General features: G+C 72.1%; 14 protein-coding genes. 3 read left to right on the top strand and 11 right to left on the bottom strand.

All coding sequences use genetic code 11. From position 1 onward, the window contains the following. Nucleotides 1–418 precede the first annotated feature (418 nt). Complete coding sequence (locus ACQKIP_RS03350; RefSeq protein ID WP_365862683.1) at nucleotides 419–1,384, bottom strand: polysaccharide deacetylase family protein; 966 nt, start codon at nucleotides 1,382–1,384, stop codon at nucleotides 419–421. Nucleotides 1,385–1,466: 82 nt separating this feature from the next. On the opposite strand from ACQKIP_RS03350, the gene ACQKIP_RS03345 reads away from it, so the two are divergent. Then, a complete protein-coding gene (locus ACQKIP_RS03345; protein WP_365862685.1) occupies nucleotides 1,467–2,687 on the top strand; it encodes a THUMP-like domain-containing protein in 1,221 nt (406 codons plus the stop codon). Between the two features lie 48 nt (nucleotides 2,688–2,735). On the opposite strand, the gene ACQKIP_RS03340 is transcribed toward ACQKIP_RS03345, so the two are convergent. The 3 genes from ACQKIP_RS03340 to ACQKIP_RS03330 all read right to left on the bottom strand — a co-directional run bounded on the left by ACQKIP_RS03340 (nucleotide 2,736) and on the right by ACQKIP_RS03330 (nucleotide 6,023). After that, the gene (locus ACQKIP_RS03340) at nucleotides 2,736–4,019 is read right to left on the bottom strand and encodes an RNA polymerase sigma factor (protein WP_427742036.1); all 1,284 of its coding nucleotides are present in this window, start codon (nucleotides 4,017–4,019) and stop codon (nucleotides 2,736–2,738) included. Nucleotides 4,020–4,068: 49 nt separating this feature from the next. Next, complete coding sequence (locus ACQKIP_RS03335; protein ID WP_361389630.1) at nucleotides 4,069–4,425, bottom strand: YciI family protein; 357 nt, start codon at nucleotides 4,423–4,425, stop codon at nucleotides 4,069–4,071. A gap of 68 nt (nucleotides 4,426–4,493) precedes the next feature. After that, nucleotides 4,494–6,023, bottom strand: coding sequence for an MFS transporter (locus ACQKIP_RS03330; RefSeq protein WP_365862689.1), 1,530 nt, complete (start codon nucleotides 6,021–6,023; stop codon nucleotides 4,494–4,496). Nucleotides 6,024–6,125: 102 nt separating this feature from the next. Between ACQKIP_RS03330 and ACQKIP_RS03325 the strand changes: the two genes are divergently transcribed. After that, nucleotides 6,126–6,863, top strand: coding sequence for a TetR/AcrR family transcriptional regulator (locus tag ACQKIP_RS03325; protein ID WP_365862691.1), 738 nt, complete (start codon nucleotides 6,126–6,128; stop codon nucleotides 6,861–6,863). 18 nt (nucleotides 6,864–6,881) lie between these two features. Here the strand turns inward: ACQKIP_RS03325 and ACQKIP_RS03320 are convergent, their stop codons facing one another. Genes ACQKIP_RS03320 through tsaB form a run of 4 tightly spaced genes read right to left on the bottom strand, consistent with a single transcriptional unit; the run spans nucleotide 6,882 to nucleotide 9,400 of the window. Continuing rightward, on the bottom strand, nucleotides 6,882–7,139 hold the full coding sequence (locus ACQKIP_RS03320; RefSeq protein ID WP_365862693.1) for a hypothetical protein: 258 nt from the start codon (nucleotides 7,137–7,139) through the stop codon (nucleotides 6,882–6,884). Then, nucleotides 7,136–8,248 (bottom strand): tRNA (adenosine(37)-N6)-threonylcarbamoyltransferase complex transferase subunit TsaD, encoded by a 1,113-nt coding sequence (gene tsaD, locus ACQKIP_RS03315; protein ID WP_365862695.1) that lies wholly within the window; start codon nucleotides 8,246–8,248, stop codon nucleotides 7,136–7,138. The genes ACQKIP_RS03320 and tsaD overlap by 4 nt, the downstream gene beginning before the upstream one ends. Then, nucleotides 8,241–8,714, bottom strand: a complete 474-nt coding sequence (gene rimI, locus ACQKIP_RS03310; RefSeq protein WP_365862836.1) for a ribosomal protein S18-alanine N-acetyltransferase — start codon at nucleotides 8,712–8,714, stop codon at nucleotides 8,241–8,243. The genes tsaD and rimI overlap by 8 nt, the downstream gene beginning before the upstream one ends. Nucleotides 8,715–8,743: 29 nt before the next feature. Continuing rightward, nucleotides 8,744–9,400, bottom strand: coding sequence for a tRNA (adenosine(37)-N6)-threonylcarbamoyltransferase complex dimerization subunit type 1 TsaB (gene tsaB / locus ACQKIP_RS03305; RefSeq protein WP_365862697.1), 657 nt, complete (start codon nucleotides 9,398–9,400; stop codon nucleotides 8,744–8,746). Between the two features lie 108 nt (nucleotides 9,401–9,508). Between tsaB and ACQKIP_RS03300 the strand changes: the two genes are divergently transcribed. Next, the gene (locus tag ACQKIP_RS03300) at nucleotides 9,509–10,060 is read left to right on the top strand and encodes a hypothetical protein (RefSeq protein ID WP_361182300.1); all 552 of its coding nucleotides are present in this window, start codon (nucleotides 9,509–9,511) and stop codon (nucleotides 10,058–10,060) included. A gap of 338 nt (nucleotides 10,061–10,398) precedes the next feature. Here the strand turns inward: ACQKIP_RS03300 and tsaE are convergent, their stop codons facing one another. Genes tsaE through alr form a run of 3 tightly spaced genes read right to left on the bottom strand, consistent with a single transcriptional unit; the run spans nucleotide 10,399 to nucleotide 13,293 of the window. Next, nucleotides 10,399–10,911 carry a tRNA (adenosine(37)-N6)-threonylcarbamoyltransferase complex ATPase subunit type 1 TsaE gene (tsaE, locus tag ACQKIP_RS03295; RefSeq protein ID WP_361182302.1) on the bottom strand — a complete coding sequence of 171 codons (513 nt, stop codon included), beginning with the start codon at nucleotides 10,909–10,911 and terminating at the stop codon, nucleotides 10,399–10,401. Between the two features lie 11 nt (nucleotides 10,912–10,922). After that, on the bottom strand, nucleotides 10,923–12,134 hold the full coding sequence (locus ACQKIP_RS03290) for an alpha/beta fold hydrolase (protein WP_365862702.1): 1,212 nt from the start codon (nucleotides 12,132–12,134) through the stop codon (nucleotides 10,923–10,925). 13 nt (nucleotides 12,135–12,147) lie between these two features. Beyond that, nucleotides 12,148–13,293: an alanine racemase gene (alr, locus tag ACQKIP_RS03285; protein ID WP_365862704.1), complete on the bottom strand. Its 1,146-nt coding sequence runs from the start codon at nucleotides 13,291–13,293 to the stop codon at nucleotides 12,148–12,150. Between the last annotated feature and the right edge of the window lie 380 nt (nucleotides 13,294–13,673).

The following is a 13,673-nucleotide window of genomic DNA, read 5'->3' as shown; positions in this document are numbered from 1 at the left end:
TCTCCAGTGGTGAGTGCCAAGGGTGAGACTAGGACGGCGATTAGCACTCGGTCAAGCGGACTGCTAATTCACTGACGTGGGTCTTAACCGACTGGGGTGCTCCGCGGCGGCGCGGGGACGCCCCGCCGCCCTTCCGGGCAACGCTTTCCGGGGGGCGGGGGTTCCTTTCCGGCGTCCGGGCTCTGCCCTGTTTCCGGTGGCCCGGCAGGCGGGGTGGCTGTGCCCACCGGCTCCGCCGTGCGGAACGCCTGCCCGCAGCGGTCGGCCTCCGGTTTCCGCTTGGGAACCTTCTCCGCCGCCTTTCTGCCCAGCCTTTCGATCGGGTCCACCGACTGTGCGCACCCAGTGAGCAGTGCGGGCGCGAGCACGCCTGTCGCGAGTACTCCGACAAGGAACCGCCGCGCCCGCGCCCGCCCCGTCACAGGTAGTCCTCCAGCCTGGCCACCGCGTACCCCTTGTCGGTGACCGTCTTCATGACCTTGCGGATCATGTCGGGCATCGTGCCCTTCCAGTCCTCGCGCCCCCGGAAGTGCGTGAGGATGATGTCGCCGGGATGCAGGTCCCGGTCCCATTCGCGCCACTCCATGTGGTCGGCGAAGGCCTCGGACGCCCACAGCGGCACGGCCTTGATCCCGCAGGACTTGGCCGCGCGCAGCGTGTCCGCGTTGTAGTTGCCGTACGGCGGGCGGAAGAGCTCGGGGCGCTTGCCGTAGCGCTGGTGGATGATGTCCTGCATGCCGCAGATCTCGCGCCGCTGGCCCGCGTACGAGAGCCCCGGCAGGTAGCGGTGGTGCAGCGTGTGGTTGTTGAGCTCGACGCCGCGCGACTGCATCTTCTTGAAGTAGCCGTAGTCCTCCTTGACCAGGTAGTCGCTGAGGAACGCGGTGTACGGGATCTGGAGCTCGCTCATCATCTTGAGCAGCGCCGGGTCCTTCTCGGCGCCGTCGTCCATGGTCAGGAAGACGACCTTCTTCTTCGTGGGGATCGTCGTGAAGACGGGCGGCAGGTTCTCCTGGCCCTTGACCTCGAAGCCCTTGCGCGTGGTGATCTTCGGCTTCTGCGCGGGCGGCTCGGGCGCGGCCAGCGGGGTCTTCGCCAGGCCCCAGCGTTTCGCGGCGGCGGCGCGCGCGACCTGGGTGACGCGGAGCTTCTGGGCGTAGGTGTCGAGGGCGCGGGCGGGCGGCGCGTCCAGGCGCTGCTGACCGGGTGCGGGCTTCGCTCCGCCGTCGGCGCCCGAGGCACATCCGGAGGCGATCGCGGCGACGGTGAGCACGGCGGCCCCGGTCCGCGCCCGGCTCACCGCGCGACGCCTGCGCCGCGCGGAGCCCCGCCCCCGGCTCTCCCGTTTTGCCCTGAATTCATCTTTTTGTCGTACTAGTTGCATGGCGCCGGATCTTTGCAGCTCACGGCCCTGTTGCGGGGCCGACACCGCCGCCGGGCGCGCACCATCCACCGACTGGCCCACAATGGGCCGGGTGAACGACCTCGACCGCGCCCCGACCGCCCTGACCTCCTTCTCCGCGCTGCTCACCGCCGAAGGCCGGTCGCTGCTCGATCTCGACGAGGTGCGCGAGGCCGATCCGGCACGGGAGCTCGCCGTCGCCACCCGCCTGCGCCGCGAGCACCCGGCGGAGCTGGTCACGGCGGTGCTCGCGCAGGCGCGGCTGCGGCGGCGCGCGGTGGCGAAGTTCGGCGCCGATGACGCGGGGCGGATGTTCTTCACCCCCAACGGCGTCGAGCAGGCGACACGCACCAGCGTGGCCGTGCACCGCGCCGAGAGCTTCAAGGCCCTGGGCGTGCGCAGCGTGGCCGATCTCTGCTGCGGCATCGGCGGCGACGCGATCGCCCTCGCCCGGGCCGGTATCGCCGTACTCGCCGTCGACCGTGACCCGCTGACCTGCGCGGTGGCGCGCGCGAACGCGGAAGCGCTCGGGCTCGCCGACCTCATCGAGGTGCGCGAGGCCGATGTCACCGAGGTCGACACCTCCGCGTACGACGCCGTCTTCGTGGACCCGGCGCGGCGCGGCGGCCGTGGCCGCATCTTCGACCCCGAGGCCTACTCCCCGCCGCTCTCCTGGGCCGTCGGCGCCGCCCGCAAGGCCCCGCACGCGGCGCTGAAGATCGCTCCCGGCATTCCGCACGAGGCGGTGCCCGCGGAGGCCGCCGCGGAGTGGATCTCGGACGGCGGTGACGTGAAGGAGGCCGTGCTGTGGTTCGGCACGGACGCCCCGTCGTCGCACCGCGCGACGCTGCTGCCCTCGGGCGCCAGGCTGTCGTCCCCGCTCGACGCGATGCTGCCGGACCCGGAGGTGCGGGCGGTGGGCCGCTACCTCTACGAGCCGGACGGTGCCGTCATCCGTGCGCATCTGGTGGCGGAGGTGGCCGCGCGGGTGGAGGGCGGGCTCATCGACGAGACCATCGCCTACGTCACCTCCGACGCGCTGCACGCGACGCCGTACGCCGTGGCGTACGAGATCACCGATCAACTGCCCTTCGGCGTGAAGAAGTTGAAGGCGCTGCTGCGGGAGCGTGAGGTCGGGATCCTGACGGTGAAGAAGCGGGGGTCGGCGGTGGAGCCGGAGGAGCTGCGGCGCAAGGTGAAGCCGCAGGGCAAGAACTCCGCGACGGTTTTCCTCACCCGGGTCGCGGGGGCGCCCGCGATGCTGATCGGGCAGCCGGTCGGATAGTTCAGCCCCCGGGGCCCCGGACGGAATCAGGCACCGCAGGGCCGCCGCCTAGCCGCACTCGTCCGCCCGTCCCCGCAACAACTCCCGCTCCCGCTCATTGCGCGTGAGCCCCGCCGCCCGCTCGAACTCCGCCCGCGCCTCCGCCGCACGGCCCAGACGCAGCAGCAGGTCGCCCCGCACGCTCGGCAGCAGGTGATAGTCCTTCAGGGCCGGTTCCCCGGCGAGCGCGTCCACGAGGTGCAGTGCCTGCGCCGGACCCGAGGCCATCGACACTGCGACCGCGCGGTTCAGCTCGATCACCGGTGAGGGAGCGCGGGCGGCGAGCAGTTCGTACAGGGCGACGATCCGGGGCCAGTCCGTCTCCTCGTAGGAAGCGGCGTTCGCGTGGCAGGCGGCGATCGCGGCCTGGAGCGCGTACGGTCCCGACGCGCCCGGAGCCGCCGAGTGCGCGCGGGCGAGGGCGGCGAAGCCCCGCCGGATCAGGAGCCGGTTCCAGTGGCGCCGGTCCTGGTCGGCGAGGAGCACCAGCTCGCCCTGCGGGCCCGTACGCGCCGCCGCGCGGGACGCCTGGAGTTCGAGGAGCGCCGCGAGGCCGTGCACTTCCGCTTCCTGCGGCATGAGCCCGGCAAGGACGCGGGCCAGGCGCAGGGCGTCCTCGCACAGGGACGGCCGCAGCCAGTCGTCGCCCGCCGTGGCCGCGTACCCCTCGTTGAAGATGAGGTAGATGACTTCGAGCACCGACCCGAGCCGGGCCTCGCGTTCGGCGCCGTACGGCACTTCGAAGGGCACCCCCTTCGCGGCGAGGGTGCGCTTGGCGCGCACGATGCGCTGGGCCACCGTCGGTTCGGGGGCCAGCATCGCGCGGGCGATCTCCGTGGTCGTCAGGCCGCCGAGCAGCCGCAGCGTGAGCGCGATGCGGGCCTCGGCGGAGAGGACCGGGTGGCAGGCGGTGAAGACGAGGCGCAGGAGGTCGTCGTCGATGTCGTCGGGGTCGACGGGTTCATCCACGTGGGGCGGGGCGGCCTCCAGGTCGCGGCCCATCTCCGCCAGCTTGCGCGCGTAGCGTTCCCTGCGGCGTACGAGGTCGATGGCGCGGCGCTTGGCGGTGGTCATCAGCCAGGCGCCGGGGTTGTCGGGGACGCCGCTGCGCGGCCACTGTTCGAGCGCCGCGACCAGCGCGTCCTGCGCGAGTTCCTCCGCGATGCCGACGTCGCGCACGATCCGTGCGACACCGGCGATGAGGCGCGGCGACTCGATGCGGAAGACGGTCTCGATGGCGGCGCGGGGGGTGTCCGGGCGCGGGGGCTCTGAGGAGTGGGCCGTCACGGCCACCCATCAGAGCACCCCCGCGCCGTCACCGCAAAGGGCCTGCGCCGGCCGCTCAGCCCTCGATGATCTCCCGGACCTCAGCGGTCACGGTCCAGTGCTCGTCGTGGGTCTTCAGGAACCGGCTCGCCCACTCGACCGCCTCGGCCTTGTCCTTGCACTGCGTGATCGAGTAGCCGCCGACGACCTCCTTGGCCTCGGTGAACGGGCCGTCCGTGACGGACAGCTTGCCGCCCTCGAAGTGCACCTGCGTGGTCTGGGCGCTCGGGGTGAGGCCCGCGGTGTCGAGCATGACCCCCGCCTTGGTGATCTCTTCGAGCAGCGCACCCATGCGCTCGCCCATCTCGGGGCTGGGGCCGCCCTCGGGGGAGTTCTTCTCGTTGACGCGGATCATCGTCAGAAAGCGCGGCATGGTCATGTCTCCGTTCGGCTGTCGCATGCCCTGCGGGCCGGGCGACGGGCGGGGCTTTTCCCCGCCTCTCACCTCTGCGTCGAACGGTAGGGGCGCGGATCGACATCGTCTGCGAGATTCTCCGGACTTTTTTCAGATGCGGCTGCGTCGGACTCCTCCGCGGACGTTTCCGCAGGTCGCGAAGGTGTACGCGCCGGATGCAGCACCGCCGTGGCCGCCGCTGCCGCCACGAGCAGCGCCGCGGCGACCCCGAAGGCGGTCGCGTACCCGTCCGCGAGCGCGCCGGGCCCCCGGCCGTCCCCCGCGGGCCCCGCGCTCCCCGTAACGCCCGACGCCACCGTCACCAGGACCGCGAGCCCCAGCGAACCCCCCAGCTGCCGCGAGCTGTTGAGCAGCCCCGAAGCCATCCCGGTCTCCCCGGCCGCCACACCGGAGGTCGCCGCCGTCCCCAGCGGCACGAAGCACATGCCGATGCCGACGCTCGCCACCAGCGAGGGTCCCAGGACAGACCCGAGGAAGGTGCCGTCGGACCCGACCGTGAGCGCGAACCACGCGAACCCCGCCGCCCCGAGCAGCCCCCCGGTCACCAGCGTCGCCCGCTCCCCGAAGCGCCCGGCGTTACGCGTCGAGATCACCGATCCGGCGACGACGCCCGCACAGAACGGCAGGAAGGCCGCCCCCGCCTGCGTCGATCCGTACGACAGAACCTCCTGCAAGTAGAGCGAGGTGAAGTAGAAGGCGGCGAACTGCCCCGACGACATCAGCAGCGCGAACGCGTTCGCGGAGAGCACCGGCCGGTTCCCGAGCAGGCCGAGCCGGAGCAGCGGCTGGCGCTGCCGGGACTCGACGACGGCGAACGCGGCAAGCAGCACGGCCGCGGCCGCGAGAGTGCCGAGCGTCGTGCCGGACCCCCACGCGTAGGTATCCGTGCGGACGAGGCCGAGGACGAGTACCGCCATACCGCCCGTGACGAGGAGTGCGCCCACCACGTCGAGGCGCGGCGCGGGCCCGGTGCGCCTGTCGGCGGGCACGCCGCGCCGGGAGAGGAGCAGCACCGCGAGCACCACCGGGACGTTGATCAGCATCACCGAGCGCCAGCCCGCCCAGTCGGTGAGCAGCCCGCCCGCCATCACGCCGACCGCACCGCCGAGCGCGCCCGCCGCTCCCCAGAGCCCGAGCGCCCGTGAACGCGCGGGCCCTGCGGCGTAGTTGACGGTGATCAGCGCGAGCGCGACGGGGGCGAGCGCCGCCGCCCCCGCGCCCTGCACGGCCCGCGCCGCGACGAGTTGCCCCGGCGTCTGCGCGAGCCCGCCCGCGAGGCTCGCGATGCCGAAGACCGCGAACCCGGCGAGCAGGGTGCGCCGCCGACCCACCACGTCGGCGAGGCGCCCGCCCAGCATGAGGAGTCCGCCGAAGGCGAGTGCGTAGGCGTTGACGACCCAGAGCAGCGAATCGGCCCCGAAGCCGAGGTCGTCCCCGATGTCGGGCAGCGCGATGTTCACGACGGACATGTCGAGGGAGACCAGGAACTGCACGGTGAGCAGCACCGGCAGCAGCCAACGGGTCCCCGAGGGTTTCGAGTCGACGGGATTCACCATGCCCACAGATATTACTATACGCGTATAGAAAATGCAGCGGAGTGCGTCCCGGTGCATGCTCGCGTCCTCCGCCCGCCCCTCGCGGGCGCGACAATGAGCCACGTGGAAGCAGAGAAAGCGGCAGCGGAGAAAACAGCGCCGAAAGCGGCGGAAGCGCAGGAAGCGCCGGAGCCGGCCGCGGAGAAGAAGAGGAAACGCGGCCGCCCCAGCCGCATCGACCTCGACACGATCGTCGGCATCGCGCGCCGCATCCTCCAGGAGGAGGGCGTGGCCGCCCTGAGCATGCGCCGGGTCGCCAAGGAGGTCGGCACGACCCCGATGGCGCTCTACCACCACGTACGCGACAAGGACGAGCTCCTGATGCTCACCCTGGCAGGGACCGCGGACTCGGTCCCGCGCCCCGAGCTCCCCGACGATCCGCGCGACCGGATGCTCGCGGTCTCCGTACACATGCACGGCACGCTGGCGCGGATGCCCTGGGTGGTCGAGGTGCTCAGCCTCGGCGACCTCACCGACAAGGGCGCCCTGTGGATGGTCGAGGAGATCATCGACTGCTGCCTGGCCCGCGGCCTCGCCCCGGCACAGGCGGTCGCCGCGTACCGCACGATCTGGCACTGCGTCTACGGCGATCTGGTCTTCCGTCAGGCGATGGCACGCCGCGCCGAGGAACCGGACCGCAAGCGCCACTTCCCCGACCTGCTCGACGAGGCGGACGCCGAGGAGCTGCCCCACATGACCGCGCTCGCGGGGCACTGGCTGGAACTGACGGCGGACTTCGACATGTCCGTGCAGCTGGGCGCGGTCATCGACGGACTCCTGCGGGCCGGGGAACGCGACTGACGTACCCCCGCCCCCGCGTCAGTCCGTGCCGAGCGACTCGAAGCGCCACCGGTGTACCGCCCGCGTCACCAAATCCGGTGCGGGCTCCGGGAGTTCGGGCAGTTCGGCGTCGTAAGGGGCGTCCCACCAGGTCAGGACGAGTACCCGGTCCTGCGGGGCGCGGAAGCTCTCCCGCCGGACGGGCTCGCCGTCCAGGATCTGCGCGCGGGCCCAGGCGAGCAGGTCCCCGCCCCGCCCTTCGGCGGCGCGGGCCTCCCACATCAGCGCGACGGTCACGAGTACAGGTTCTCCTTGCTGACCTCGTGGACGTGATCGTGGTCGTGGGCGTGGGAGTGGCCGGGGACGTGCGGCTCCGTCACCGGGAGCGAGGAGTCCGCCGACAGGTCCCAGTCGGACGCCGAGCGGTTACGCGCCACCATCTCCGCGCCGAGCGCCGCCACCATCGCGCCGTTGTCCGTGCACAGCTTCGGCCGCGGCACCCGCAGCCGGATCCCGGCCGCGTCGCACCGCTCCTGCGCAAGGGCGCGCAGCCGCGTGTTGGCGGCCACGCCGCCGCCGATCATCAGATGGTCCACGCCCTCGTCCTTGCAGGCCCGCACGGCCTTGCGGGTCAGGACGTCGACGACCGCCTCCTGGAAGGACGCCGACACATCACGGACGGGCACCTCCTCGCCCGCGGCCCGCTTCGCCTCGATCCAGCGCGCGACGGACGTCTTCAGGCCGGAGAAGGAGAAGTCGTACGCCGGGTCGCGGGGCCCGGTGAGGCCGCGCGGGAAGGCGATCGCGTTCGGGTCGCCCTCCTTCGCGTACCGGTCGATGACGGGACCGCCGGGGAAGCCGAGGTTCAGGACTCGCGCGATCTTGTCGAAGGCCTCGCCCGCCGCGTCGTCGATGGTCGCACCCAGGGGCCGCACGTCCGAGGTGATGTCGGCGGAGAGCAGCAGCGAGGAGTGGCCGCCGGAGACGAGGAGCGCCATCGTCGGCTCGGGCAGCGTGCCGTGCTCCAGCTGGTCGACGCAGATGTGCGAGGCCAGGTGGTTCACGCCGTAGAGGGGCTTTCCGTAGGCGTACGCGAGCGCCTTGGCCGCCGAGACGCCCACGAGCAGCGCGCCCGCGAGACCGGGGCCCGCGGTCACCGCGATGCCGTCCAGGTCCTTCGCCGTGACGCCCGCTTCCTTCAGGGCGCGGTCGATGGTCGGCACCATCGCCTCCAGATGCGCGCGCGAGGCGACCTCGGGGACGACGCCGCCGAAGCGGGCGTGCTCGTCGACGCTGGAGGCGATGGCGTCGGCGAGCAGGGTGGTGCCGTGGACGATGCCGACGCCGGTCTCGTCGCAGGAGGTCTCGATGCCGAGGACGAGAGGTTGGTCGCGCGAGTCAGCCATGGGTGTCGGTTCCTTGTACGGATGTCGATGGATCGGTCAGACGCATCACCAGGGCGTCCACGTTGCCCGGCTGGTAGTAGCCGCGCCTGAAGCCGATGGGCTCGAAGCCGAAGCGCTCGTACAGCTTCTGTGCCCAGGTGTTGTCGACCCGCACCTCGAGCATGACCTCGGCGCACTCGAAGGCGGTCGCCGCGCTCAGCAGGTCGGCCAGGAGCGCGGAGCCCAGCCCCGTGCCCCAGTGGCTCGGGGCCACCGCGATGGTCTGTACGTCGGCTTGGTCGCCGCCCGACGCGAGCCCCGCGTACCCGACGAGGCGGTCCCCGTCCATGGCCACCACATAGCGGCGGGTGGCCTGCGGCCCGCGCGCGTGGGAGAGCTCGGACCAGAACATGCCGCGCGACCACGCGTCGTCCGGGAAGAGCTCCTTCTCCAGGACGAAGACCGGTTCGATGTCCCACCAGCGCATCTCGCGCAGGACCGCTGTCGTCACGGATGTCACTTGGGGGTGACCACCTTGTAGTTCTTGGGCACCTGCGCGTCGGGCCGGCGCAGGTACAGCGGCCTGGGGGGCAGCAGCTCCTCCCCGGCGGCGAGCTTCCCGGCGGCGAGGGACGCGAGCGAGGCCGCCGACACGTTCTCGGGGGCGCGGGCGTCCGGGAAGGTCTCGGGGTAGAGCACCGCGCCCGCGCCGACGGCGGGCAGGCCCGCCACCTCGTCGGCGATGTCGGCGGGGCGGTCCACGGCGGCCTCGGTGAGGCGGGTGCGCGGGTCGGCGTACCGCGCCCAGTAGACCTCCTTGCGGCGCGCGTCCGTGGCGACGACGAAGGGGCCGCTCTCGATGCCGGACTCGTGCGCCAGGCCGTCGAGCGTGCAGATCCCGTGCACGGGCACGCCGAGCGCGAGCCCGAAGGTGTCGGCGGTCATCAGACCGACGCGCAGACCGGTGTAGGGGCCGGGGCCCACGCCGACGACGATGCCGGTCACGGCGTCGAGTCTCAGCCCTGCCTCGGCGAGTACCCGGTCGACGGCGGGCAGGAGCAGCTCGCCGTGACGGCGGGCGTCCACCTGGCTGGAGGCTGCGACGACGGAGGAGCCGTCGTGCAGCGCGACGGTGACGGCGGGGGTGGCGGTATCCAGAGCGAGCAAGAGCACGCGAATAGCCTACGGCTCCGGCGCCCGGCGCACGGCCGACCGGGGATGCCGCACACCTGCTGCTAACGTCACCCCATAGCCGTACGGAGTACGAAGAGGGTGGCGCAGTTGTCCAGGAGCAGCTCGGGATTCGTGGCCGGGCTCACCGCCGCCGCCATCGCCGCGGTCGGCTTCCTCGCCTACCAGGCGTCGGCGAGCGCGCCGGACGACCTGGGCAAGAAGCCAGACAAGTCCCCCTCCGCGTCGGCCTCGCGTTCCCCCAAGGACAAGGCCGACCCGACGACGGTCCCGGCGCAGTCCGGTACGGGCGAGCGGGTCGTCTACTCCGTGGGCGAGGACCGCGTCTGGCTGGTCGGCGCCGCGGGCAAGGCGCAGCGCACCTTCAAGGTCACGCCGAGCACGGTGGACCCGGCCCCCGGTACGTACGCCGTCACCTCGCGCTCGGGCACTGTCACCGGAACGGACGGCGTCGCGATCGAGCACGTCGTGCGCTTCGCGAACGTCGACGGCATCGCGATCGGCTTCAGCGCCGCCACGGACGGCTCGACGCCGAAGCCGGACCCGTCGAAGAAGACCGGCGGCATCCGCGAGTCGCGCAAGGACGGCAACGCGATGTGGGAGTTCGCGACGATCAGCAAGAAGGTCGTCGTCGTTCCGTAGGCCGTCGGTCCGCGGGACGGTTTCCCGCGGGCGCGGGATCACGCGGCGGTGTCGAGACCTCGCTCGCGGCGGCGCAGGACGCCAGCAGATCGCGCATGGAAATCCCCGCCGGCCCCGCTGACCCCACTGGCCCCGACAGCCCGTGCGGCCGGGGCTTTACGTCACGTTCTGCAGCCGACATGGATGCCTCCTGGGCTCCGGGGGCAGACGTGGTTAGGTAGACCTAACCAGTACTGGCATCCATGTGACCATGCCGGACGCGCGCCGCGCAACATCTTGCCGACGCCTTGTCGGAATGTTCGGGCGAAAAGACGAGGGATCGGGCCAGGAGAGGGGATTCAGGCCGAGAGCAGCGTGAGATCGGCCTGCGTCCACCGCTCCCCGACGCCGGTCAGCGTCACTTCGCGCACCTCGTCCGTCGTGTCGCCGACGGCCCGGTCGATCACGACGTGCAGCCGCTCGTCCGAGAGGTCCTCGACCTTGCCGTCGCCCCACTCCACGACGATCACCGACTCGGGCAGCGAGACGTCCAGGTCGAGGTCCTCCATCTCGTCGAGCCCGCCGCCCAGGCGGTACGCGTCCACGTGCACCAGGGGCGGTCCGTCGGACAGGGAGGGGTGGACGCGGGCGATGACGAAGGTCGGGGACGTGACGGCGCCCCGGACGCCGAGGCCCTCGCCCAGGCCGCGGGTCAGGGTCGTCTTGCCCGCGCCGAGCTCGCCGGTGAGCATCACGAGGTCACCGGGGCGCAGCAGCTTGGCCAGGCGGCGACCCAGATCACCCATCTGTTCGGGCGAGGTGACGGTGAGGTCGAGGGAGTTCACGGGGGCCGGGTTGTGCGGTGCTTCCATGCCCACCCACGTTAGCCGCTGGACGTCCGTGCCCCGGCCGCCTCCGGCACCGCTCCCGCCCGCCCGAGGAGGTCCGCGAGGCGGTCCGTGACGACTTCGGGGTGCTCCAGCATGACCAGGTGCCCCGCGTCCGGTACGAGCACGAGTTCGGCGTCCGGCAGCAGATCGGCGATGACCTCGCTGTGCTCGCTCGGCGTCACCAGGTCTTTGTCCCCGGCGAGTACGAGCACCGGCATCCCGGCGAAGTGCTTCAGGGCCTTGGTCTTGTCGTGCTCGGCGAACGCCGGGTAGAACTCCGCGACCACGTCGATGGGCGTCGACTCGATCATGCGTTCGGCGAAGCGCGAGATGGCCGGATCCACGTCCTTCGAGGAGAACGAGTAGCGCTTGATGATCCCGGCGAAGAGGTCCGCGGTGGCCCGCCGCCCCTTCTCCACGAGATCGGCCTGCGAGCCGAGCGCCTTGAGCACACCCGGAAGCACACGCCGGACGGCGTTCATCCCCGCGATCGGCAGCCCGAAGTTGACCTCGCCGAGACGCCCGGACGACGTACCCACAAGAGCTACGCCGACGACGCGCTCACGGATCAGCTCCGGGAAGTGGTCGGCGAGGGCCATCGTCGTCATGCCGCCCATGGAGTGCCCGACCAGGACGATCGGCCCCTCGGGGGCCGCCGCGTCGATGACGGCCTTCAGGTCGCGCCCCAGCTGGTCGATGGAGACCGGCGTACGGTCCGTCAGCTGCGCGGCGCCGCGCTCCGAGCGGCCGTGGCTGCGCTGGTCCCAGTACACGCAGCGCACGACGCCGCGCAGTGCCGCCCGCTGGAAGTGCCAGGAGTCCTGGCTCAGGCAGTAGCCGTGGCTGAAGACGACGGTGACGGGAGCGGGTGCCTTGCGGCCGAAGAGCCTGCGGCGGCGCGGTGCCTGCGCGGTGTCCTGCTCGACCTCGTCGACCTCGTACGAGAGCTGCGTGCCGTCGTCGGCGTACGCCTGGCCCGGCGTGCCGCGCAGCGATCCGTACGGCCCCGAGGCGTCGAGTGCGAGCCGCGCCTTCTTGCGCATGCCGCGGCCGACGGTCAGCCGCTCGATGGCGACACCGGCGGCTGCGCCCGCGGCGACGACGCCTATCGCGGCACCGGCGAGGCCGGCCCTGCGCCAGTTCCCGGCCCCGGCGGCGGCTTCCGTCACCGCTTGCGCGGCCGCCCCCGTGCTGGTCTCGCTCACGTGCCGCTCCTACTCAGTCGTCGGGTCGCTCATTCACATGGACGCGCGGAACACGCGAACCGATGCGGGTGACGATCTCGTACGCGATGGTGCCAGCCGCCCTGGCCCAGTCCTCGGCGGTCGGCTCCCCCCGGTCGCCGGGGCCGAACAGGACGGCTTCGGAGCCCACCGGGGGCTCGTCGCCGCCGAGGTCGACCACGAACTGGTCCATCGCCACCCTTCCCGCGACCTTCCGCAGCTTGCCGCCCACCAGGACGGGCCCGGTGCCTGACGCGTGGCGCGGGATCCCGTCCCCGTACCCGACCGGGACGAGCCCGAGGGTCGTATCGCCGGGTGTGACGTACTGATGCCCGTAACTGACGCCGTGACCCCCCGGAGCGTGCTTCACGAGGGCCAGCGACGCGCTGAGCGTCATGACGGGCCGCAGCCCGAAGTCCTCCGGGGTGCCGACATCCGGGACGGGCGAGATCCCGTACATCGCGATTCCGGGGCGTACGAGATCGAAGTGCGTCTCCGGAAGCGTGAGCGTGCCGGGCGAGTTGGCGATGTGCCGCACCTCTGGCCGGATACCGCGCTCCTCGGCAGCCGCGACCATCTCCCGGAAAAGGACGAGCTGAGCGGCGATGGAGGGGTGCCCCGGCTCATCGGCACAGGCGAAGTGCGACCAGATGCCGGTGACGCGGACCAGGCCCTCGGCCTCGGCCTGCCGGGCCTGCGAGACGAGTTCCGGCCAGTCGGCGGGCATGCAGCCGTTGCGTCCGAGCCCGGTGTCGGCCTTCAACTGAATACGAGCGGTGCGCCCCGCGTCCCGCGCGGCGGACACCACCTCACGCAGGGCCCACAAACCACTGACCGACATATCGAGATCGGCCTCGACGCCCTCGCGCCAGGGCCCGCCGGGGGTCCACAGCCAGCACATGACCCTGCCCCCGATCCCGGCGGCCCGCAGCGCGAGCGCCTCCTCGGGGGTCGCGGTGCCCACCCAGGTGGCTCCCGCCTCCACGGCGGCACGGGCGCAGGGCACCATCCCGTGCCCGTACGCGTCCGCCTTCACGACGGCCATGAAGGCGGCGCCCGGCGCGTGGGCACGCAAGGAGCGCACATTGGCCCGAAGAGCCGCCAGATCAATCTCGGCGCGGGCACGCAAGGTCTCAGTCATATCGCCGCCCAGTCTCTCAGAGCCCACCCACCCCCTGTCAGCAGCCGCCCCGCCCTACCCAAACCCCCTTGCCCACCCACCGGATCCCCCGAAGCCACCCCGCAACGAACAAGCCTTTCCCGCCCACCCACCCGAGTACCCCGCAGCGCCAGGGCGGGCAGCCAAGCGCTTCGGCGGACAGGCGTGGGGCGGGCGACTCGGACAGGCGGCGGGGCGGCAGGCGCAGGTGGCAGCCCAACCCCCGTACGCCCGCACCCGGCATCGAGACGCGAGGGGACGTGTCGGTATTTCCGCCCGGAGCACGGCAAGCGACACTCCCCCGCTGAAGCCGGACGCCAGTCCCCCGCCCAAACCGGACCAGCCGCTACTCCCCCCGAACA

The organism is Streptomyces sp. NPDC059900 (assembly GCF_050270335.1).
Taxonomy (GTDB): Bacteria; Actinomycetota; Actinomycetes; order Streptomycetales; family Streptomycetaceae; genus Streptomyces.
Note: the sequence above shows the minus strand (reverse complement) of the source record. Positions and strands in the feature narration are given on the sequence as shown.